The 22,375-nt window shown below is 47.8% G+C and carries 22 protein-coding genes; 9 read left to right on the top strand and 13 right to left on the bottom strand.

Annotated features, from left to right (window positions below; genetic code table 11):
* Positions 1-18: 18 nt before the first annotated feature.
* The 3 genes from pyrG to C1A02_RS07940 form a co-directional block, all read right to left on the bottom strand.
* On the bottom strand, positions 19-1,626 hold the full coding sequence (gene pyrG / locus C1A02_RS07950; protein ID WP_101697682.1) for a CTP synthase: 1,608 nt from the start codon (positions 1,624-1,626) through the stop codon (positions 19-21).
* 202 nt (positions 1,627-1,828) lie between these two features.
* Positions 1,829-2,149 (bottom strand): thioredoxin, encoded by a 321-nt coding sequence (trxA, locus tag C1A02_RS07945; RefSeq protein WP_101697681.1) that lies wholly within the window; start codon positions 2,147-2,149, stop codon positions 1,829-1,831.
* 23 nt (positions 2,150-2,172) lie between these two features.
* A complete protein-coding gene (locus C1A02_RS07940; RefSeq protein ID WP_101697680.1) occupies positions 2,173-3,042 on the bottom strand; it encodes a peptidylprolyl isomerase in 870 nt (289 codons plus the stop codon).
* A 197-nt stretch (positions 3,043-3,239) separates the two neighbouring features.
* Here C1A02_RS07940 and C1A02_RS07935 point away from each other — a divergent pair, with 197 nt between their 5' ends.
* Entirely contained in the window at positions 3,240-4,184 is a 945-nt protein-coding gene (locus C1A02_RS07935) for a S1 RNA-binding domain-containing protein (protein ID WP_101697679.1), read from the top strand.
* Positions 4,185-4,250: 66 nt separating this feature from the next.
* Here the strand turns inward: C1A02_RS07935 and C1A02_RS07930 are convergent, their stop codons facing one another.
* The 5 genes from C1A02_RS07930 to C1A02_RS07910 are packed head-to-tail and all read right to left on the bottom strand — an operon-like array spanning position 4,251 to position 9,463.
* Positions 4,251-4,901 (bottom strand): hypothetical protein, encoded by a 651-nt coding sequence (locus C1A02_RS07930; RefSeq protein ID WP_101697678.1) that lies wholly within the window; start codon positions 4,899-4,901, stop codon positions 4,251-4,253.
* Positions 4,902-4,951: 50 nt separating this feature from the next.
* Positions 4,952-7,435, bottom strand: a complete 2,484-nt coding sequence (locus C1A02_RS07925) for an ATP-dependent Clp protease ATP-binding subunit (RefSeq protein ID WP_101697677.1) — start codon at positions 7,433-7,435, stop codon at positions 4,952-4,954.
* A 17-nt stretch (positions 7,436-7,452) separates the two neighbouring features.
* The gene (locus tag C1A02_RS07920; RefSeq protein ID WP_101697676.1) at positions 7,453-8,472 is read right to left on the bottom strand and encodes a protein arginine kinase; all 1,020 of its coding nucleotides are present in this window, start codon (positions 8,470-8,472) and stop codon (positions 7,453-7,455) included.
* Positions 8,469-8,996, bottom strand: a complete 528-nt coding sequence (locus C1A02_RS07915; protein WP_101697675.1) for a UvrB/UvrC motif-containing protein — start codon at positions 8,994-8,996, stop codon at positions 8,469-8,471. Before C1A02_RS07915 ends, C1A02_RS07920 begins: the two co-directional genes overlap by 4 nt.
* 17 nt (positions 8,997-9,013) lie before the next feature.
* Positions 9,014-9,463 carry a CtsR family transcriptional regulator gene (locus C1A02_RS07910; RefSeq protein WP_101697674.1) on the bottom strand — a complete coding sequence of 150 codons (450 nt, stop codon included), beginning with the start codon at positions 9,461-9,463 and terminating at the stop codon, positions 9,014-9,016.
* A gap of 349 nt (positions 9,464-9,812) precedes the next feature.
* Between C1A02_RS07910 and C1A02_RS13490 the strand changes: the two genes are divergently transcribed.
* On the top strand, positions 9,813-9,965 hold the full coding sequence (locus C1A02_RS13490; protein ID WP_164997170.1) for a hypothetical protein: 153 nt from the start codon (positions 9,813-9,815) through the stop codon (positions 9,963-9,965).
* 293 nt (positions 9,966-10,258) lie between these two features.
* Here the strand turns inward: C1A02_RS13490 and C1A02_RS07905 are convergent, their stop codons facing one another.
* The 4 genes from C1A02_RS07905 to C1A02_RS07890 form a co-directional block, all read right to left on the bottom strand.
* Entirely contained in the window at positions 10,259-11,104 is an 846-nt protein-coding gene (locus tag C1A02_RS07905) for a PHP domain-containing protein (protein WP_101697673.1), read from the bottom strand.
* Positions 11,105-11,240: 136 nt separating this feature from the next.
* Complete coding sequence (locus C1A02_RS07900; RefSeq protein ID WP_101697672.1) at positions 11,241-12,044, bottom strand: ABC transporter permease subunit; 804 nt, start codon at positions 12,042-12,044, stop codon at positions 11,241-11,243.
* Positions 12,041-12,949: an ABC transporter ATP-binding protein gene (locus tag C1A02_RS07895; protein WP_101697671.1), complete on the bottom strand. Its 909-nt coding sequence runs from the start codon at positions 12,947-12,949 to the stop codon at positions 12,041-12,043. The genes C1A02_RS07900 and C1A02_RS07895 overlap by 4 nt, the downstream gene beginning before the upstream one ends.
* 36 nt (positions 12,950-12,985) lie before the next feature.
* Positions 12,986-14,434 (bottom strand): 4Fe-4S dicluster domain-containing protein, encoded by a 1,449-nt coding sequence (locus tag C1A02_RS07890; RefSeq protein ID WP_101697670.1) that lies wholly within the window; start codon positions 14,432-14,434, stop codon positions 12,986-12,988.
* Between the two features lie 929 nt (positions 14,435-15,363).
* Here C1A02_RS07890 and speD point away from each other — a divergent pair.
* The 6 genes from speD (at position 15,364) to nspC (ending at position 21,776) form a co-directional block, all read left to right on the top strand.
* Positions 15,364-16,152 carry an adenosylmethionine decarboxylase gene (gene speD, locus C1A02_RS07885; RefSeq protein ID WP_101697669.1) on the top strand — a complete coding sequence of 263 codons (789 nt, stop codon included), beginning with the start codon at positions 15,364-15,366 and terminating at the stop codon, positions 16,150-16,152.
* Positions 16,153-16,206: 54 nt separating this feature from the next.
* Entirely contained in the window at positions 16,207-17,637 is a 1,431-nt protein-coding gene (locus C1A02_RS07880) for an aminotransferase class I/II-fold pyridoxal phosphate-dependent enzyme (protein WP_101698005.1), read from the top strand.
* A gap of 2 nt (positions 17,638-17,639) precedes the next feature.
* A complete protein-coding gene (gene speE / locus C1A02_RS07875) occupies positions 17,640-18,500 on the top strand; it encodes a polyamine aminopropyltransferase (protein ID WP_101697668.1) in 861 nt (286 codons plus the stop codon).
* On the top strand, positions 18,481-19,350 hold the full coding sequence (gene speB, locus C1A02_RS07870) for an agmatinase (protein WP_207204886.1): 870 nt from the start codon (positions 18,481-18,483) through the stop codon (positions 19,348-19,350). Before speE ends, speB begins: the two co-directional genes overlap by 20 nt.
* 84 nt (positions 19,351-19,434) lie before the next feature.
* On the top strand, positions 19,435-20,634 hold the full coding sequence (locus tag C1A02_RS07865) for a saccharopine dehydrogenase family protein (protein ID WP_101697667.1): 1,200 nt from the start codon (positions 19,435-19,437) through the stop codon (positions 20,632-20,634).
* The gene (nspC, locus tag C1A02_RS07860) at positions 20,634-21,776 is read left to right on the top strand and encodes a carboxynorspermidine decarboxylase (RefSeq protein WP_370737797.1); all 1,143 of its coding nucleotides are present in this window, start codon (positions 20,634-20,636) and stop codon (positions 21,774-21,776) included. The genes C1A02_RS07865 and nspC overlap by 1 nt, the downstream gene beginning before the upstream one ends.
* A 67-nt stretch (positions 21,777-21,843) precedes the next feature.
* Here the strand turns inward: nspC and C1A02_RS07855 are convergent, their stop codons facing one another.
* Positions 21,844-22,071 carry a helix-turn-helix domain-containing protein gene (locus C1A02_RS07855; RefSeq protein WP_101697666.1) on the bottom strand — a complete coding sequence of 76 codons (228 nt, stop codon included), beginning with the start codon at positions 22,069-22,071 and terminating at the stop codon, positions 21,844-21,846.
* Between the two features lie 91 nt (positions 22,072-22,162).
* Here C1A02_RS07855 and C1A02_RS13485 point away from each other — a divergent pair, with 91 nt between their 5' ends.
* Positions 22,163-22,330, top strand: coding sequence for a hypothetical protein (locus C1A02_RS13485; protein ID WP_164997169.1), 168 nt, complete (start codon positions 22,163-22,165; stop codon positions 22,328-22,330).
* Positions 22,331-22,375: the final 45 nt, after the last annotated feature.

The following is a 22,375-nucleotide window of genomic DNA, read 5'->3' as shown; positions in this document are numbered from 1 at the left end:
CAGTCAAACCATTGTGTTTTATTTCTCTTGCTTATATTCTTTGGCCGCACCCACAAATCCCTGGAACAGGGGATGAGGACGATTGGGCCGCGATTTAAATTCCGGATGGAACTGGGCACCCATAAACCAGGGATGATCCGGAAGCTCCATCATTTCAACAATACGGTTATCAGGGGAACGGCCGCAGAATACCACACCGGCCTGCTCCAAACGATCTCGATAATCGTTATTTACTTCATAACGGTGACGATGACGCTCTGAAATCAGCGGCTGATCGCCATACAGCTCAAACGCTTTGGTTTCGGGCAACAGCTTGCAGGGGTATTTTCCCAAACGCATGGTTCCGCCCAGCTGCACCACATCTTTTTGTTCCGGCATCAGGTCGATTACCGGGTGGCTGCTTTGGGGATCAAACTCTGCAGAGTTGGCATCTTCCAGCCCCAGAACATGGCGGCTGTATTCCACAATCGCCATCTGCATTCCCAAGCAAATTCCCAAAAACGGCACTTTATTTTCACGGGCATAACGCACGGCAAGAATTTTGCCCTCAATGCCGCGCTGGCCAAAGCCGCCGGGAACCAAAACGCCATGAGCCCCGTCCAGCATTTCTGCCACATTTTCCGGCGAAATCATTTCGGAATCCACCCAGCGGACGTCCACCTTTACCTGGTTGCCGATTCCGCCATGGGTTAAAGCTTCTGCCACACTCAAATAAGCGTCATGCAGATCCACATATTTTCCCACCATCGCAATGGTTACATTTTCGGTGATTGCCATGGCCGTGTTGACCATCTTCATCCACTCGGTCAAATCCGCACCGTGGGTGTCCAACCCAAAATGCTTGCAGACAATATCGTCCAACCGCTCTTCTTTCAATGCCAGCGGCACAGAATACAAAAGAGGCAAGTCCAAATTCTGAATTACGCAATTTTCTTTTACATTGCAGAAAAGAGCAATCTTTTTCTTTTGATCTTCTCCCACCGGAAGTTCGGAACGCAAAACGATGATATCCGGCTGAATTCCAATCGAAAGCAGTTCCTTAACGCTGTGCTGAGTAGGCTTGGTTTTCTGTTCGTGAGAAGCCGACAGATACGGCACTAACGTAACATGAATAAACAGACAGTTGTTCCGGCCAATTTCTGTGGCAAACTGGCGAATCGCCTCTAAAAACGGCTGGCTCTCAATGTCGCCCACTGTTCCGCCTACCTCAATAATGGCAACGTCCACATTTTCTTTTTCGGCCATAATCCGATGTTTAATCTCATTTGTAATATGAGGAATCACCTGAACCGTAGCGCCGCCGTAATCGCCGTTACGCTCTTTTTGCAAAACATTCCAATAAATCCGACCTGAAGTCACGTTGCTGTTCTGCGTCAGGTTTTCATCAATAAAACGCTCATAATGCCCTAAATCCAAGTCTGTTTCCGCACCATCATCGGTCACAAATACCTCTCCATGCTGAAAGGGATTCATTGTTCCCGGATCCACATTTAAATATGGATCAAATTTCTGCATGGTTACGCGTAACCCCCGCGATTTCAGCAATCGCCCTAAGGATGCCGCGGTAATCCCTTTTCCTAAACCAGACACTACACCGCCTGTTACAAACACATATTTCGCTGCCATAATTTCCTCCTACCAGCCCTGTCATTGTGGAACCTTTTGTTTGTCCTCAAAAAATAAAGTTCCCACCAAACTGCTGGGAACACAAATTACCGCATTTTATTATATCGCCTATCACATCTGGTGTCAATGCGATAGGCGATATTTTGTCCGATTCGTAAGGAGTTTCCAAAATACAAATAAAATAGTGCAATTTTTCCGCAGATTAATTAAGAGCTTTCTGAATCAGATCTTCAAAATGCTGCTGTGACTTTACGCCCACTTCAGACCACTCTTTGGCTCCGTTCTTAAACAAAATCAGGGTGGGGATACTCATAATGCCAAACCGGCGGGCCAAATCCTGCTGGTCATCCACATCTACTTTGGCAACGGTCAGCTGTCCGTCAAACTTTTTTGCCAGCTCTTCTACAATCGGGGCTACCATGCGGCAAGGGCCGCACCAGCTTGCCCAGAAGTCTACTAAAACCAAGGAATTTTCACTGATTAACTTGTCAAATTCTTCTGCGTTTGCGTGAATGATTTCCAATGTAATCTCTCCTTTATTCTGAATTATTTCGCTATCTCGCTTTTCGGTTCCTGCGTTTTTGATGCTTCGCCTACCGATGTCTCATTCTTAGCCGCTTCCTTTTCAGAAGTTTCGGCCTTAGAGGCTTTGTTTCCCGACGATTCTTCCTGATACTGTTCCAAAGTAATCTTTGTAATCGTCACATCGGTCAGCGGCTTGCTTCTTTCGTCCACCGGCACCGCTGCAATTTCATCTACAACATCCAAGCCTTCAAATACCTGGGCAAATACTGTGTGCCCATACTGTTTTACGTTATAAGCACCGTCTAACGGGGGATTTCCACCGTTGTCTTCATACAGTTTTTTGTACTCATCCGTGATTTTGGCCGGGTCCAGCATTGTTTGTTCGGGAAAACCAGATTGCTTATAGAACTCATATATTTCCTGATAATATTCCCAACTGTTCATTGCAGAAGCCGGGGTCTGATTGATAAAGAACTGGCTTCCGTTGGTATTCGCCCCAGAATTGGCCATGGCAACCGCTCCGCGGATATTAACCAAAGTTTTGCTGAATTCATCCTTAAAGGGCCCTCCAAAAGCACTTTCTCCCCCAGAGCCCGTAGCAGTGGGGTCCCCGCCCTGAACCATAAAACCATCAATTACCCGGTGAAAAGAAATTCCGTTATAATACCCTTTTTCTGATAATTTTTTGAAATTTTCGACTGCTTTCGGTGCAGCGTCTGGAAAAAATCGAAGTTTCATTTCTCCCATACTGGTTTCTATCACAGCAATTTCTTCACCCGCTGCCGGCTTATCCAACTGATATCCAAGCGTGTGCTTGTCCTCTTTGGAACAACCGCCAATCAGCAGAACCAAAAACAGAACAGACAACATAGCACAGATTTTTTTGTGCATCAGGCCATCACCCTTTCCAAAATGAACTTCTCATTATTTTAGTATATTTTACCCTGATATGCAAGCATTCTCTAACACAAGCGAAAAAACAAAAATCCCCTGCTCTTTCCCAGAAAAAACAGAACCTTTCAAATTCTGTGTTAGCCGGGTTCTTTTGCGCATATAGATATCTTGACCAGAAAAAGGAGGGTAAAATAATGGGCTTGCATAATTATAAGCCTGAGGGCTGGATGATTGATACACCGGAAAATCGAGCTGCCATGGGAAATATCACCACCTTAATGGATGCTTGCCGGGACGAAAAAATATTGGAGGGGCGCGCTCTGGTCTGTGACAGTTCCCATAATCTTTTGGTGGATTTGGGCTGTATGAAAGGGCTGATCCCACGGGAGGAGGGAGCTTTGGGGATTCGGGAAGGGACTACCCGGGACATCGCCATTATCTCTCGCGTAAACCGTCCCGTTTGCTTTATGATAACCGGTTTTCAAAAGGATGATGCAGGAAACTCCATCGCAGTACTTTCCCGGCGGGCCGCACAGGAAAAATGCCGGAAAGAGTACATAGAAAAACTGCATCCCGGCGATATTACAGATGCCCGTATTACTCATCTGGAAACTTTCGGGGCTTTTGCCGACATCGGCTGCGGAGTGATTTCTCTTTTGCCCATCGACGCAATCTCCGTATCACGTATTGATCACCCCAGGGAACGTTTCACGGTGGGTATGGACATCCGAGCCGTGATTAAATCCATTGAAGGCGACCGAATCACCTTAACCCAAAAAGAACTTCTGGGAACCTGGGAGGAAAATGTGGCCTTGTTCCATACCGGAGAAACTGTGGCGGGCATCATCCGCTCAACAGAGCCTTACGGAATTTTTGTGGAACTGGCGCCAAACCTTGCCGGACTGGCAGAAGTAAAAGAAGGCGTTCTGCCGGGACAGCAGGCCAGTGTTTATATTAAAAGCATTCTTCCCTCCCGCATGAAAATCAAACTGATTATCATAGACACCTTTGATTACTCCTATCGTCCCATTCCGCCAAAATATTTCTTTAAAGGAGATCGCATGGAGCGTTTTGTCTATTCCCCGGAATGCAGCGATAAACAAATTATTACCGAATTCATAGAAAAGAATCCGCTTTAAAAAGCTGTTCCTCCTATAAAAAGACCCTGTGCACTGGCGTTTGCCGTGGCACAGGGTCTTTTTTTCTTATTCCTCAATCGCTTCCAGTTTTAAAATGTGCGAATTAATAACCTGTTGAAAGGTTCGGTTATGGCTGCGGTTCCCATGTTCATCCAAATAAGAAACCGGGCGATAGTAATGGGTCAATTTTTGCTGCTGCAAAAAACGCAGTGCTTCTTTCCGGCTTCGGCATTTTGCAATAATGTCCGCTATTTTAATCGCATACATTGCCTCATAAGGCTCTAAACGATAGGCTTCGGTATAATTGGTCAAAGCCGTTTCGTGCTTCTCTAAGTTCTCTTGTGCCTGTGCCAAAATAGCGTACATATGGGCTCGATGTCTGGCTTGGCGGTTTACGGTAATACCTTCTTCCACAACGCTTCCTGCGGGAAGCTGGCTCCAACCATTGGTTTCCAAATATGCCTGCGCATATTTGGCGGTTTGCTGATCGCACCCACCCAGCCAACTGCCGGCTCTGGCGGCCAGATACAGCTGCTGCGGCGTTTTCGGTTCGCCGCACAAAGCAATCACCTTGCGCAGGCGTTCCTGATCATTGGGAAGAGCCGAATATAACTCTCTGGCCTCTTCCTCCACAGAATATTGAACGGGAACCGTTGCCCCCATCAGACGGAACAATGCCGCCGCTAAATCGGGACGGTTGTTTGCTGCGAATTCCATGAATACACCAGCTTTCTCTTTCTGATGCCTTTATTATACCGCCTGCTGACTTATTTCTCAATAGTACTTTCGTTCAAAGATTCTGAAGATTCTTCAAACACAAATTCGTTGTCTTTGTAATGGCAGGTAACCTGTTTGCCGGCGTGGATTTCCCCCTCCAACATCTGTTCTGAAATTTTATCTTCTAATTTTGACTGAATGGCACGGCGCAGCGGCCGAGCTCCGTATACCGGATCAAAACCTTCTTTGGCGATGGCGCTGACGGCTTCATCAGTAAAGCGAATGCCAACACCAATTTCCACCAGACGCTTGCGAAGAGTTTCCAGCATACGAACCGCAATTTCGCGGATATCCGAATCGGACAGCTTATGGAACACAATGATATCGTCCACACGATTCAAAAATTCGGGACGGAAAGTATTCTTCAGCTCGCCCAAAACCATTTCCTTTACCTTTTCGCTGTCGGTTGCTTTTTCGTCAGAGGTAAATCCAAGGCTTCCCTTCTTTTCCGTAATTAAACGGGCCCCCACGTTAGAGGTCATGATAATAACGGTGTTTTTAAAGTCCACCTTTCTGCCTTGGGCATCCGTCAGACGGCCGTCTTCTAAAATCTGAAGCAAAATATTGAATACATCGGGATGGGCTTTCTCGATTTCGTCAAACAAAACTACGGAATAAGGTTTGCGACGCACCGCTTCTGTCAGCTGACCGCCCTCGTCATACCCCACATATCCGGGGGGCGAACCAATCAGGCGGGATACCGTATGCTTCTCCATATATTCAGACATATCCAGACGAATCATAGCGTTCTCGTTGCCAAACATCGACTCTGCCAAAGCCTTGCACAGCTCTGTTTTACCCACACCGGTTGGGCCAAGGAAAATAAACGAACCCACAGGACGTTTCGGATCTTTGAGGCCCACACGCCCACGGCGAATGGCACGGGACACGGCACTGACTGCCTCATTCTGCCCAACCAAGCGCTTGTGAAGGGTATCTTCCAAGCGAAGCAGACGGGCGCTTTCTTCTTCTGTCAGCTGAGATACAGGCACACTGGTCCACATAGACACCACGTTCGCAATATCTTCGGGCGTTACCTCGCCACCCAGATGGGCACGTTTTTCTGTCCAAAGATTTTTCTGATTCTCCAGCTCTTCTCTGGCTTTTCTCTCTTCGTCCCGCACTTTGGCGGCACGCTCAAATTCCTGCGCGTTAATAGCGGCTGCTTTTTCTTGCTCCAGCTCTTTCACTCGTTTTTCCATGTCCTGTAAATCAGAAGGAGCGGTAAAGGCACGCAGCCTTACACGAGAAGATGCTTCATCCACCAAGTCAATGGCTTTATCCGGCAGGAATCGATCTGCAATATAACGGGCCGAAAGCTTTACAGCAGCTTCAATGGCCTCATCGGTAATCTTGACCTTGTGGTGTGCTTCATACCGGTCACGCAGCCCCTTGAGGATTCCAATGGCCTCTTCTTCGCTGGGCTCCCCAACCATAACCGGCTGGAAGCGGCGTTCCAAAGCGGCATCTTTTTCAATATACTTGCGATACTCGTTCACTGTAGTGGCACCAATGACCTGAAAATCCCCTCTGGCCAAAGCGGGCTTTAAAATATTGGCGGCATCGGTGGAACCTTCTGCAGAACCGGCCCCGATAATGGTATGCAGCTCATCAATGAATAAAATGATATTCCCCGCATTGCGCACTTCTTCCATCGCAGCCTTAATTCGTTCTTCAAAATCGCCCCGATACTTGGTTCCGGCAACCATGCCGGTTAAATCCAGCGCAATCAAACGTTTGCCTTTCAGCAATTCCGGCACCTGGCCTTCTGCAATTTTCAGCGCAAGCCCTTCTGCAACCGCTGTTTTACCCACACCGGGCTCTCCAATCAGGCAGGGGTTATTTTTGGTACGGCGGGACAAAATCTGAATCACCCGCTCAATTTCTGTCTGGCGGCCGATGACCGGATCAACACCGCCTTTGGCAGCCAATGCCGTCAGGTCACGCCCAAACTGATCCAATGTTTTGGTTCCCTTTCCGCTTCTGCCACCGCCTGAAACTGAATGCATCCCTGAAGACGGCCCGGATTCTTCCCCGCTGTTCAAAGCAGAACTGATTTCATTCATAATATCGCTGGACTTTGCACCCAGCGATTGAAGAAAACGAACACCATAGCTGTCACCTTCTGACAAAATAGCAATCAGAAGATGTTCCGTTCCCACATAATTGTGGCCCAGCCGTGCGGCTTCCATCACGGCAATTTGTAAAATCCGTTTGCTGCGGGGTGTAAAATCATCCGCTGACAAACTGGTTTTGGCACCGCTCCCAATCTTTTGAGACAGCATTCCTTCCATCTGTTCCGCTGTCACCTGAAGCTTATTCAGCACAGTAGCGGCAACGCCGGACCCTTCCTTTAAAAGCCCCAGCACAATGTGCTCGCTTCCAATATAGGTATGACCCAGATTTTCTGCCGATTCTATGGCAAGGTTTAGTGCATTGTTTGCCTTTTCTGTAAATCCGTTAAAACGATACATAAATCGTCCCCCCTTTTTTATTGTACATTCAGCTGCTGAGAAACGATGCCGGCACGAAGTGCGTCCCGTTCCGCAGCTGTCATTTTTTTCGTCAGCATCATTGTAGCAGGCTGCACCTGCACAATCAGGCTGTTAATGGTGTCATAGGAAATTCCCGCCAGAAAACCCGCGGCAACCCCCATTCTGACATAAGAAATCAATCGCATAAACTCGTCACTGCTGAGTACCCGCGCACTTTTCAAAATTCCCATGGCACGGTAAATCTGATCCTGTGTTTCCACGGTTTTAACCAGTTCCTCCCGGGCAGTCCGTTCCTGCGCAATCAACTGATCGGCAATGCTTTTCAAATTGGCAATGGCGGCCTGTTCGCTCAGTCCCAGCGTTACCTGATTGGAAAGCTGATAGATGGCCCCTATGGATTCGGTGCCTTCTCCGTAAATACCCCGGATAACCAAACCAAGCTTTGACAGGCTGGCAGCCACACGCCTCATTGCGCCGCTTTCTTGCAGCGCCGGCAGATGCAGCATTAAAGAGGCCCGCATTCCGGTTCCCAAATTTGTTGGGCATTGGGTTAAAAATCCCAATTCCTCATCATATGCAAAGTGTAAGCTTTCATTCAACAAGGTATCCACCCGATCCACCAGATCATAGACACCTTCTAAATCCAGCCCTTCCCGCATCACTTGAATCCGCAGATGATCCTCTTCATTTATCATAATAGAAATTGTTTCATCCTGAGTTAACAGCAATCCCCTTCCGTGGGGAGCCGAAATAAATTCCGGGCTGACCAAATGGCGTTCCACTAAAGAAACCGCTTCATTCTGGCTGATATCATCCAGAGAAACAAACCGAAAATCCTGAGCAATGGCACTGTTTCCGTGCATCACTGCATCCCGAACGGCTTGCTCTACCTTTTCTCGCTGATCCCCGCTCATTTTTACCGGAAACGGATATTCCCCAAGGTTCCGAGCCAGCCGAACACGGGTGCTGATTACCACATCGGATTCTTTCCCGCTTTTTTCATACCATTTCATCATGCTTTCCCGTCTCCTTCCAGCTTCTTGATTTCGTCACGCAATATTGCAGCCCGTTCAAAATTCTGGCTTTCTATAGCTTCTTTTAACTCTTTCTTCTTTTGCTTTAGCTCACTGGATGCCTTGGGGGGTACACTCAGTTTCGATTCCGGTGTCACCCGCAACGCGCGACTGGTCGGGCGTTTTCCGCAATGGCTGGTATTCCCATGAATTCTTTGCACAGAAGGCATCATGCGGCTGCGAAAGGTTCGGTAACATTCCGCACACCCAACCTTACCGCTTTGGGCGATTTCCCCAAAGGAAGAACCACAGCCCGGGCAACGAATGGTGTCTGTCATTTCAGGCGTCTGGCTTCCAAAAAAGCTGCCAAGCAAACTGTTAAAATCCAGTGAAAAGGGATAAAAAAAATTACCATAGCCCATTTTATGCGCACATCCACTGCACAAGGCGTATTCACTCAATTCACCGTTTACAATAATCTTCACATAAGTAGTTGCGGAATTTTTTCCGCAAAGCTGACATTTCATACAAATCCCTCCTGCACTCAAATCTGTGTCATCAGCATATGCTTAAATAAGGCGGCCCGCAGCACATCGCGGTCTTCCTGCGGAACGCAGAAATAACACCGATCGTTAAGAGCTGCCGCCATAGCGCTTGCTACTTCTTCTAAAAGAATCTCACGCTGACATAGGTTAGAAAGCATCGCCCTGGCGGTGGCGCTGTCTAATGACCGGCCGATGGAATTTACGGTATGCATAATGGCACTGCTTCCATCCATGCGGATTCGGGTAATGCGGATATATCCTCCGCCGCCCCGTCTGCTTTCCACCAAATAGCCTTGCTCCGGCGTAAAGCGAGAGGTAATAACGTAGCTGATCTGACTGGGGACACACCCCAACACTTCGGCCAGCTCATTGCGCTGGATTTCTGCCCGCCCATCTGCTGCTTCCAGCAAATTCAAAATATAATTGGCAACATTGTCGCTGATTTTCATGTCGATCCGTCCAATCCGGTTTTTGATTTTGACTTTCTTTGACTTTATGTTTTTATTATAGAGATCTCAAACTGATTCGTCAAGGTCAGTTAAAGTCAAATTGAATTTAATTTTCCAAATTATCTCCAACTATCTTTTCTTAGAAACGATTTTCAAATGATTTTAAGAAATCTCTTGCATTTTAAAGTGTAGTCACCCTATTCTTATTTTATTCTGACCAGTTCATTTCTCTGCCTTTATAATTCTACAGTTGAAGAATATATTTTAAAAATGAGCGAGAAAAATTATTGTAACACCATTTCTCCATTTGCAATATACTATAGTGTAAACCGAAAGGAGGAATACAATAATGTGTAACAATAACTTTGGTGGCGGCGGCTGCAGCTGGATCATCATTTTAATCCTCATTTTGTGCTGCTGCGGTGGCTGGGGCGGCAATAGCTGCGGTGGCGGCTGTGGCAATGATTGTGGCGGTTGTGGCGGTTGTGGCGGCTGCTGCTAAATCTTAGTTCAGCACTTAATCTCACACGCACGCAAAAAGGAGCTGTGGAAACCCCACAGCTCTTTTTTCGTTTGCCCAGAAAAAACAAGAAAGGCGCCTATCGCCCACTTCATGTAAATTCCCGCTATTTTATTTTTGGGATTCAAAACACGTTCATTTGCCTGACTGCCAACAATTATTTCTGACACAGCACACCGTCAGCAAATTGCCTGCAAAATTTTTTCATTCGAAGCTTCTCTTGAAACAAATCACGGTGTTTGCCATTTTGCAGCCTCACATTTGCTATAGAAATCTTATCCGTTGGCTTTTAATAATTTTTTTCTTTTCTTGAGTTCGCTCAGCTGTTCATCCGGTGTCAAAAAGGCCCCCAATGCACAGGGATGCGACGTGTACATTCCATGAAAATCTGATCCGCCGGTCATCAAAAGACCTTTTAGCCTGGCCAGTGCCACATACTGGGGAATATCCTCTTTTTTGTGCACAGGATGCCAAACCTCAATTCCGTCAATTTCACCGGAGTCTGCCAGCTCCATCATCAGATCATGCCCGTCATACTGACCGGGATGCGCCATAACTGCCAATCCCCCGGCACCATGAATTTGTTTAATCACATCATGGACATCCGGATATTCAATCGGGCAATAGGCCAACCCACCGCGGGGATTAAATAGCTTTTGAAACAAAGAACCAAACATTTCTGTGGTATAGCCCGCATCAATTAACGCATGCATAATGTGCTGTTTATAAATATTAGTGCACCCCTGCGCTCTGCGCATCACCATTTCCGCAGGAATGGGATACAGCCGCATCACTTTTTGCATCATGATATTGGCCGCCATGCGCCGGGATTCTCCAATCTTTTTACATAGCCCCTCAAGCCGGTCAGGACTTTCACAACAATACCCCAAAATATGTACTTTTCTGTCCCGGTCGTTATCATAAGCAGAAATTTCTATTCCCTGAATGACTTCCACACCGTGACGGTCACCAAAAATTTTTGCCCGAGTTGCACCGGCAAACGTATCGTGATCAGTTACCGCAATTGTACCGATCCCCTTATTTTTTGCCAGCAAAACCAGCTCATCAATCGCGATAGAGCCGTCGGACATCCTTGTATGGCAATGCAAATCCGCAGCCACACAATCACCCTCCCATCAAATACTGTAATTGATAAAAAACGTTATTCATTATACTACAACGACAAAAAGGAAACAAGCCAAGGCTTTAAAAAAAGCTTGGCTTGTTTGAATCAAGTGCTAAAACTCAAACAAAACTTTATTTTTTCAAAAGAGTTTCCGAATGAAATTTTCGGGCAGACAAAAACAGCAGCACAATATCAAGCACAATCAAAACCAGCCCCAAAAGTAACAAGGTCAATGCATTGAGATACACCAGCCCGGTAAACTGGCCAATGAGCAAAAGCACCAAAGGCAAAACCACAAAACCCGAAAGCTGCATGGATTCCAAATAACTTTTGGAATGCCCAGACACCAGCACCATAAAGATTACGCCAAAAATAGTTGCAGCAGGCGCCAACACCAAAACCAGCGCCAGCCAATTCCAATTCAGAAAAAACGGCATATCCAAAATCAGATTTCCCGCAGCTGCCACAATGGAAAACACCACAAAAGAAAAGGCTGTGATGAAAAAAGAAACAAAAACACACCCTGCTATTTTTGCTTTAAACAAACTGCGCACCGATAAAGGCGTCAGCAAAAGCGTTTCAATTGTGCCCCGCTCTTTTTCGCCCACAAAGCTGGCCGCTGCCGAGGTAGTGGACGACATCAGGGGAATCATCAGAAAAAACATGGGGCAAATTACATTGATCATCAAATAATACAAAGACTGCTGCGTGTTAAAATACCCAACCAGTTCCGGGGGCATCAGCTGCATCATATTCTGCACCCCATTCATCTGATCTGCAGGGGCATATAAAATCATTACAAGATACAAAATCGGCAGTACCACCACCAGGCATAACGGCAAAGCAATTAAGGTTCCCCGCACACTGGGAAGATGCCAGACCTCGTGAAAATCCTTTTTCACCACTGCCATCTCTGACTCTGTCAAAAGCTTCATTGTGCCACCTCCTGATCCCGAATACAGGAAAAATACACGTCCTCCAAAGTAGGCCGCAGCAGGCGGGCCTCATAAACCGGGATATCCTGCGTCACCAAATCCCGCAGAATGGCAGCCATTTCTTCTTCTGAAGCAATATCTATTTCCCAAAAATCTCCGTTTTTTACAAACCCATGCAAAATTTGCTCCGGCTCGGTGCGTATCCCCGCCTTAATGTGGCAGCCGGCCGCTTCACATATCGTTTGAAAATCCCCCGATGAGATCAACTTGCCCTGATACAAAAGCCCATAGGTAGTGCACAGATCCTGCGCATAGCGAAGCTGATGAGTACACAAAAAAACAGTAACTCCGCTTTTTCTAGCCAAAGCGGAGATCATTTCATTGACAGCCTGAGCAGATTCCGGGTCAAGGCCGCTGGTGGGCTCGTCCAAAAAAAGAACCTGCGGCTCATGCACCAAAGCACGGGCCAGTGACAAACGCTGAAGCATTCCGGTAGAGTACCGGCCTGCTTTCTTATCCCTGGCTCCCCACAAATCCAGTTCCCGCAGCAAAACCTCTGCCCGCTCTTTGGCCTGAGACTGGGTAAGCCCCGCAGTCTGCCCAAAAAACACCAGGTTTTGCTGCCCGGTCATATTTTGATACATTCGAGCCGTTTCGGTCATGACGCCACATAGCGCATGAACCTTTTCCGGCTCCTTTTGCGGAGAAAGGCCCATCACCGAGCATTCCCCCGATGTGGGCCGCAAAAGTCCCGTTAGAAGCTTTACCGTTGTTGTTTTACCGGCGCCATTCGGGCCCAAAAAACCACAAACGCCTCCTTGAGGAACCCGAAAAGTGAGCTCCTCAAGTGCATTGGTTTTTCCGTCATAGGATTTCTGCAAATTCAGCGCGGTAACAGCCTCCATCAGCAGACATGCCTCCCTTTTTTCTTCTCTATTCTATTATGCTCTTTGCTCCATTTTAATACGCGTTAAATCGTGAATCTCATGGACATTTTCTTTAATTCCGCGCTTATCCGCCTGTGCCAAAAGCTTCTGGCGGTTTTTCATCAGCTTCTGAACCGGCTCTACACCGCCGGGCCCGGCAACGCATCCGCCTTCGCAGGCCATTCCTTCAATCAAATCTTCCTGCATACGGCCGGCATTCATCACCATCAGCTGCTTTTTGCATTCCTTGGCACCGTTGCATTTGACGCAGGAAACTGCCTGATCAAAGCCTTCTTCTTTCAGGGCAGCTTCCACAGCCGCCGTTACGCCGCCGCTGACTGCAAAGTTTTTGCCCTTAATGCTTCCGTCCTGCTCGTTTTCCACTTCCAGTTTTTCCACATCAATTCCCTTGGCATCAAACATAGCGGCTAATTCTTCAAAGGTCATGACATAATCGGCAGAATCCTCTGCCTTTTTAATTTCCAGCTTTTTGGCCACACAGGGGCCGAAAAACACCACCATGGCATCGGGATCGCTTTCCTTTAAGTACCGGACAGTCATTGTCATGGGGGATGCCGTATGTGAAATATTCGGTTCCAGTTTGGGGAAATGCTTCTCAATCATATCCACAAAAGCCGGGCAGCAGGAAGTCGTCATCTTTTTGCTTTCTGCAAGCACTTCTTTCAGTTCCTGCGCCTCGTGATATGCGGTGGCATCCGCACCCAAAGAAACTTCCACTACTTTATCAAAACCCAGCTGGCGAAGCCCCTCTTTCAGCTGGCCCACATTGGCTGTGCCGAAATGGCCTTCAATCGCGGGGGCAAAAATGGCATATACGGTTTTATCAGACCGAATGGTTTCAATCACCGACACCAGGCTGGAGCGATCGGTAATAGCCCCAAAAGGACAGCCCGCCATACAGGCACCACAACTGATGCAGCGGCTGTAATCAATGGCCGCCAACCGGTATTCATCCATGGTAATGGCATTGACCGGACAGGAGCGCAGGCAGGGCCGCATGGTGTCTGAAATGGCATTATAAGGACATGCCGCAGCACAGCGGCCACACTCCTTACACTTGGCAGGGTCGATATATGCGCCGCGCCCGGTTACGGAAACCGCACCGAACGGACATGCAGCAACACACTTTTTGGCAAGACACTTCTGACAGTTGTCTGTTACGTTAAAACGGTTGATAGGACATCCTTCACAGGCAGCGGGCAAAACACCCACAATCTGTCCGGATTCCTGCTGGGGCAAATCCTGTCCGCAGGCCGCCGTTACTCGTTCCCGAATAATTTCGCGTTCGCGGTAAATACAGCAGCGGAAAGCGGGCTGCGGGCCGGGAATGATTTCATAAGGGATATCCCCCATATGTTCTGACAGCTGCTCTTCATAACTAAGGCGTGCTACGGAAGACAATACTCTGTATTTCAATTGTTTGGCGTCGTTATCATATTTCATTCAAATGTCCACCCTACCTCTAATTGTATTTTTCCTGCGTACAGCTTAAAGCATGAAAAAGATTCCGCGCTTCCTCTTTGAAGAGATCACGGAATAAACTTTAAGTTATCTTTGTGATTATTATAACATTTCGACTGTATAATAACAATAGAAAAATGGGATTAATAATCCAAGATTTTTTTGAGAAAATTATACAATAAACCCTCAAAAATGACATGATATTTCAACTTTATAAAAAATATTGCGATCAGATGCTACCGATTCTGCTGCCAAATTTAGTTAATTATTGCAATAAAATACACCGAAATTTCACATTGCGGAATTTGTCGCTTTAGGACATGTGTACTTGTCCGGCATACAGTTCCATTCCTCAATTTTTGTTTTTTCGCGCAAATAATCAAATTCAGAAAAAATAAATTATTTTTTCCTTGCATTTTAGAACCATTTATAGTAAAATGCAACTCGAAGAAAAAAGTAGGATGAAAGCCTATTTTCAGTGTGAGCCGTTTTTTGGCCTGCACGGCAAAAACTTCTTTTGACCATTCCTTTTGGCCTGTTTGCCAAAGGGAATCGAATGCCATACGGACAGCTAGGTCAAATGCCGATTGGCAACTTTCGTTGCCTTATTGATTGAGCCGTTGCTCAAATTTTATAAGTTGGTTACTATAAACCGTGTGCGCCAGCACATTACACTTGTGAAACAATCAATAAGAGTAGTAAAAGTAAGTTCTTGCTATATAGACTCTAAATCTCTACCTTTTTTGAATAAATAACAACGGGGGTACTTTGCGTTTGCGCGCACCCCGTTCGAAATAAAACAAAATCAGTAGAAACCGCAACTCAAGTGTAAAAAACGGCGCTGGCCGTTCTTTTTGCTTGAGTTTTTTTATTTTATTCGGCAAAAAATACACCAGAAATCAGGTGATGGTATGGAAAACAAATTGAAATTATATGGGTTTAACAACCTGACCAAATCTCTCAGCTTTAATATTTACGATGTCTGCTATGCCAAAAGCGAACGGGAACAGCGGGACTATATCGCCTATATTGACGAGCAGTACAATTCCGAACGGCTGACCGGCATTCTGGAGAAGGTTACCGAAATGATCGGCGCTCATGTGCTGAACATCTCGAAACAGGATTACGATCCTCAGGGCGCCAGTGTTACCTTTCTAATCGCAGAAGAATCTATGCTGACAGGCCGCCAATCCCGCACCCATGCCGACTTGATGGGCGAAACCATGGTGGCACATCTGGATAAAAGTCATGTAACGGTGCATACCTATCCGGAATACCATCCGGATACCTTTCTTGCCACCTTTCGGGTCGACATCGACGTGGCCACCTGCGGGGAAATTACACCCCTCAGCACGCTGGATTATCTTATCGGCAGCTTTGATTCCGATATTATCACCATGGACTATCGGGTGCGCGGATTTACCCGGGACGTTACCGGAAAAAAACTGTTTATGGATCACAAAATGACGTCGATTCAGGATTATATTGACGACAAAACCCTGCGGAAATACGACGCGATTGATCTCAATGTTTACCAGTCCAATTTGTTCCATACCAAAATGCTGATTAAAGACATCAACCTGCAAAACTATCTCTTTAATACCGATGTGTACGAAATCCCGCCTCAAACCCGACTGAAAATTTCGGACAGTCTGCGGCGGGAAATGATTGAAATTTTCACCGGAAGCAACGTGTACTGACGATGAACCTGTTTTAAAAGGAGGAGCCCATTGAGCAAGCTAGACCAAAACCGTATGCCGATTCAGCAGGCACTGCTGGAATTTCAGTCCCAGCGGGTGGTTCCCTTTGATGTGCCGGGACACAAGCACGGGCGCGGAAACCCGGAACTGACTCAGTTTTTAGGGGAGCGATGCATGGAGTTGGACGTCAATTCCATGAAACCCCTGGATAACCTGTGTCACCCGGTTTCTGTGATAAAAGAAGCAGAAGAACTGGCCGCAGATGCCTTTGGCGCTGCCCATGCCTTTTTCATGGTGAACGGCACCACCTCGTCCGTGCAGGCCATGGTGATGTCCGCCGCGGGACAAGGGGACAAAATCATTCTGCCCCGCAACGTACACCGCAGCGTCATCAATGCACTGATTCTGTGTGGAGCCATCCCTGTCTATGTCAATCCGGAAATGGATCACCGGCTGGGAATCTCTCTGGGTATGACCCTGTCTGCTGTAGAGAAGGCCATGCGGGAGCATCCCGAGGCCAAGGCGGTGCTGGTGAATAACCCCACCTATTACGGGATTTGCTCGAACCTGAAAGCCATTACAGAGTTGGCTCACAAAAATGGGATGCTGGTACTGGCAGACGAAGCCCACGGAACCCACCTGTATTTCGGGGAAAATTTACCCATATGCGCTATGAAGGCCGGCGCAGATATGGCTTCGGTCAGCATGCACAAATCCGGCGGTTCTTTGACCCAAAGCTCCTTTTTGCTGCTGGGGGATAATGTGAACGAAGGCTATGTGCGGCAGATTATCAACCTGACACAAACCACCAGTGGGTCTTATCTGTTACTTTCCAGCCTGGACATTTCCCGCAAAAAGCTAGCTACCGAAGGAAAACAGATTTTCCGTCAGGTGCTGGATATGGCGGAATACGCCCGGGAGGAAATCAACCAAATCGGTGACTATTATGCCTATTCCCGGGAACTCATAAATGGTGATACTGTTTTTGATTTTGATGCCACCAAGTTGTCTGTCAACACACTGGAATTGGGTTTGGCCGGAATCGAGGTTTACGACATCCTGCGGGATGAGTACGATATCCAAGTGGAATTCGGCGATTTGGGCAATATTCTGGCCTATCTTTCCGTGGGCGACCGCCGTCGGGACTTGGAGCGGCTGGTCAGCGCGTTGGCGGAAATCCGCCGCAATTACAAGCGGGACAAAACTGGTATGCTGCGGGCGGAATACATCACCCCCATTGTGGCAGTTCCGCCTCAGCGGGCTTTTTATTCGGAAAAGGAATCTTTGCTCCTTCCTCAGAGCACAGGAAGGATTTGCAGTGAATTTGTGATGTGCTACCCGCCGGGCATCCCCATTCTGGCCCCGGGAGAACTGATTACGAAAGAAATTTTGGAATACATCGAATATGCAAAAGAAAAGGGCTGCTTTTTAACAGGCCCGGAGGATCTGGAGCTAACCCGGCTCAACGTGATAAAGGAGGGATAACCTTGGATTTATGGTTCACAGAAAAACACGCCCCCGGCGTAAAACTGTCTATTCGGGTTGAAAAACAGCTTTACTGCGGGCAAAGTGAATTCCAGCAGATTGATGTGTTTGAATCAAAGGAATTCGGACGTTTTCTGACGTTGGACGGCTATATGATGCTGACGGAAAAGGATGAATTCATCTATCACGATATGATTGTCCATGTCCCCATGGCGGTGCATCCCAAAGTCCGGCGGGTTCTGGTCATCGGCGGCGGTGACGGCGGTGCCGTTCGGGAATTAGCTCGCTACCCGGAAATCGAGCAGATTGATCTGGTGGAAATTGATGAAGAAGTGGTCAACGTCTGCCGGGAATATCTGCCCTTTACCGCCTGCGGCTTTGAGGACCCGAGAGTGAAGCTGCATTTTCAGGACGGCCTGAAATTTGTCCGCCGGTGTGAAAACGAATATGACCTGATTTTGGTGGATTCCACCGATCCTTTTGGCCCCGGTGAGGGACTCTTCACCCGGGAGTTTTACGGCAATTGCTTTAAAGCGCTGAAAGAAGACGGCATCATGGTCAACCAGCACGAAAGCCCCTTCTATTCGGTGGATGCCCTTGCCATGCAGCGGGCTCACAAACGGATTGTGCAGTCCTTCCCCATCAGCCGGGTGTATCAGGCTCATATTCCCACCTACCCTTCAGGGCACTGGCTGTTCGGCTTTGCGTCAAAAAAATATCATCCGCTGAAGGATCTGGACACAAAAGGCTGGAAGGAACTGGGGATATCCACCCGCTATTACAATACCAAACTGCACAGGGGTGCTTTTGCCCTGCCGAATTATGTGGAGGAGCTGCTGCGAAATGTGGAACACATTGACTAAAAATATAGAAACCTTTTTGGGTTGTGACTGCGAATACGAGGAAGCAAAGGCGGTTCTGTTCGGCGCTCCCTTCGATTCCACTACCTCTTTCCGCCCGGGAACACGCTTTGCCAGCCGCGCCATGCGTGGGGATTCCTTTGGACTGGAAACCTACAGCCCCTATCAGGACAAGGATTTGTCCGAAATCGCCGTATTCGACGGCGGCGATTTAGAGCTTTGCTTCGGTGATACCGGAAAGGCTCTGGGGCAAATCGAAGCCTTTGCCGACAAGATTTTAGAGGACAAAAAAATGCCCGTCATGATAGGCGGCGAACACCTGGTCACACTGGGCACAGTTCGCGCGGCGGTTCGGCACTATCCGGATTTGCATGTGCTGCATTTTGATGCTCACGCGGATTTACGGGAAGAATATCTGGGAGCCACACTTTCCCACGCCACGGTGCTGCACCGGGTATGGGATCTGGTGGGTGACGGCCGGATTTTTCAGTTCGGCATCCGTTCCGGCGACCAGAGCGAATTTTTGTGGGGCAAAGAGCATGTGACCACCCAGAAATTCAATTTTGACGGACTGGAAGAAACGATACAAAGTCTTGCGGGAAAACCGGTCTATGTGACCATCGATCTGGATGTCCTTGATCCTTCCGTATTCCCCGGCACAGGCACACCAGAACCGGGCGGCGTCAGCTTTCTGGAGCTGCTGCGGGCAGTGCTGTCTTTAAAGGGACTCAATATCGTGGCCTGCGACGTCAATGAACTGTCCCCGGTTTACGACCAAAGCGGCGTTTCCACAGCAGTGGCCTGCAAAATCCTGCGGGAGCTTCTGCTGACCGTGGTACCCGCTTCCAAATAAAAAAACACCCGTACATGGCAGATACGCTCTGCCGCAACATCTGACGGCAGGCACCGCCTGCTAAATCACAGGAGGTATCATACTATGGGAAAAGCACTCATTATCGGCTGCGGCGGAGTTGCCAGCGTTGCCATTCACAAATGCTGCCAAAACAGCGATGTATTTGAAGACATCTGCATTGCCAGCCGCACCAAAAGCAAATGCGACGCGCTAAAAGAAAAGCTGGACGGCGGCAAAACCATTATCCACACCGCCCAAGTGGACGCAGATAATGTGGACGAACTGATTGCGTTGATTGAGCGCTTTCGTCCCGATGTGGTCATGAATCTGGCATTGCCCTATCAGGATCTAACGATTATGGACGCGTGCCTGGCCACCAAGACCAATTATATGGACACCGCCAATTACGAGCCATTGGACACCGCAAAATTCGAGTACAAATGGCAGTGGGATTACAAAGAGTGCTTTGAAAAAGCCGGAATCACTGCTCTTTTGGGCAGCGGCTTTGACCCGGGCGTGACCGGGGTATTTTCCGCTTATGCTCAAAAGCACCATTTTGATGAAATTAACTATATTGATATTCTGGACGCAAACGCCGGGGATCACGGATATCCCTTTGCCACCAACTTTAATCCTGAAATCAACATTAGGGAAGTCAGCGCCAACGGCAGCTATTGGGAAAACGGCCAGTGGGTAGAAACCGAACCCATGGAAATTAAGAAGGTCTATGATTTCCCCGAAATCGGCGAAAAGGACATGTATCTTTTGCACCACGAGGAATTGGAATCCTTGGCCTTGAACATCAACGGAATCAAGAGAATCCGCTTCTTCATGACCTTCGGCCAAAGCTATTTGACCCACCTGAAATGCCTGGAAAACGTGGGCATGACCTCTATCGAGCCCATTGAATTTCAGGGGCAGAAGATTGTTCCCCTGCAATTTTTAAAGGCTGTTCTGCCCGACCCCGCCTCTTTGGGACCCAGAACCAAGGGAAAAACCAATATCGGCTGCATCTTCCAAGGCAAAAAGGACGGCAAAGAGAAAACCTATTACATTTATAATGTATGTGACCATCAGGAATGCTACCGTGAGGTAGGCTCTCAGGCCATTTCTTACACCACTGGCGTACCGGCTATGATCGGCGCCATGCTGATGATGACCGGCGTTTGGAGCAAGCCCGGCGTTTACAACATTGAGGAGTTTGATCCGGATCCCTTTATGGATGCACTGAACAAGTGGGGCCTTCCTTGGCAGGAAAGCTTTGACCCCAAGCTGGTTGACTGATGATGGAGAGAACGGAATTGTATTTACAGGCCCCCTCCCCCAGCTTTGTGGTGGATGAAGCGCTGCTGATTCAAAATCTGGAGCTGCTTCGGCAAGTGCAGCAGAAAACAGGCTGCCACATTCTGCTGGCGCAAAAGGCCTTTTCCATGTATTCTTTGTACCCACTGATTGGGGAATCCCTTTGCGGCGCAACTGCCAGCGGACTGTATGAAGCAAAGCTGGCTCACGAGGAAATGGGGAAAGAAAACCACGTTTTTTCCCCGGCGTATCTGGATGCAGAGTTTGAGGAAATTACCCGAATCTGCGATCACATCGTCTTTAATTCCTTTGCCCAGTGGAGCAAATTTCGGGAGCAGGCTCTTGCCGCCGGATGTGAATGCGGTATCCGTATTAACCCGGAATGCTCTACACAGGATCATGCCATTTACGATCCTTGCTCCCCCGGCTCCCGGCTGGGTGTTACCGCGGCGAATTTTCAGCCCCAGCTTTTAGAGGGCATCTCTGGCCTGCATTTTCACACCTTGTGCGAGCAGGACGCAGACGCTTTGGAAGCCACGCTTGACGCAGTGGAAGAAAAATTCGGGCAGTATCTGTCCCAGTTGAAATGGCTGAACTTTGGCGGCGGCCACCATATCACCCGGCCGGGCTATGATGTAGAAAAGCTGGTTTCGCTGATTAACAGAACTCAGGAGCGGTATGGGGTTCAGGTGTATCTGGAGCCAGGTGAGGCTGTGGCGCTGAACGCGGGATTTTTGGTCTGCACCGTGCTGGAAATCGTGCAAAACGGGATGATTTCCAATGCGATTCTGGATACCTCTGCCGCCTGCCACATGCCCGACGTGCTGGAAATGCCCTACCGCCCGCCCCTGCTGGGTGCTGGACTGCCGGAAGAAAAGCCTTATGTGTACCGCCTGGGCGGCCCCACCTGCCTGGCTGGCGACATCATCGGGGACTATTCCTTTGATGCTCCCCTTTCCCCCGGCGACCGGCTGATTTTCGGCGACATGGCACACTATTCTATGGTAAAAACCAATACGTTTAACGGCATGGCGCTGCCTTCCCTGACGATTGTGAATCCGGCAGGTCAGCTGCATGTTCAAAAAACCTTTGGGTATCAGGATTTTAAAAACAGGTTATCGTGATTCGTTTCCGCACAAATGATATTAATAAAAAAACGAACGGTATTTTTCCATACCGTTCGTTTTTTATTTATTTCTTTTTTCCCTTAGAATAAGGTGCTGGATCATCAGTTCGGCCAACCAGATAATCAATACTGGTCTGATACAAATCCGCCAGTTTTATTAAAATTGGAACTGGAATATTCAGATTTCCTAATTCATAGTCAGAATAAGTGGTCTGGTGAATCTTTAAATAATCTGCCACTTGATTTTGTGTCATATCTTTATCTTCCCGCAAATTTCGAATTCGCTCATACAAGACAATCACCTCTGACTTATTATGCAATAAGGGAATATCCCTTATTGACTTTTAAGGGATATTCCCTTAAAATAATCATGAGGTGAAAAAAATGTCGGATTATAAATCAATGTATTTCAAATTATCAGCAGAGGTCGCTAATGCAATTGATCTATTGATAAAAGCGCAACAACACGGAGAAGAATCCGCTTTAGATGAGAACGAACCTATTGTAAATTTATCTTTAATATCCAAAGAGTCCATGGAAAACAGGCAATGAAAAAGAGAAGGAATACAACAAGACCCAAAACGGTTGAACCTGCCG

Source organism: Clostridium minihomine (genome assembly GCF_900240385.1).
Taxonomy (GTDB): domain Bacteria; phylum Bacillota; class Clostridia; order Oscillospirales; family Acutalibacteraceae; genus Faecalispora; species Faecalispora minihomine.
The sequence above is the reverse complement of the archived record's forward strand: the minus strand, read 5'-3'. Positions and strand labels throughout refer to the sequence as shown.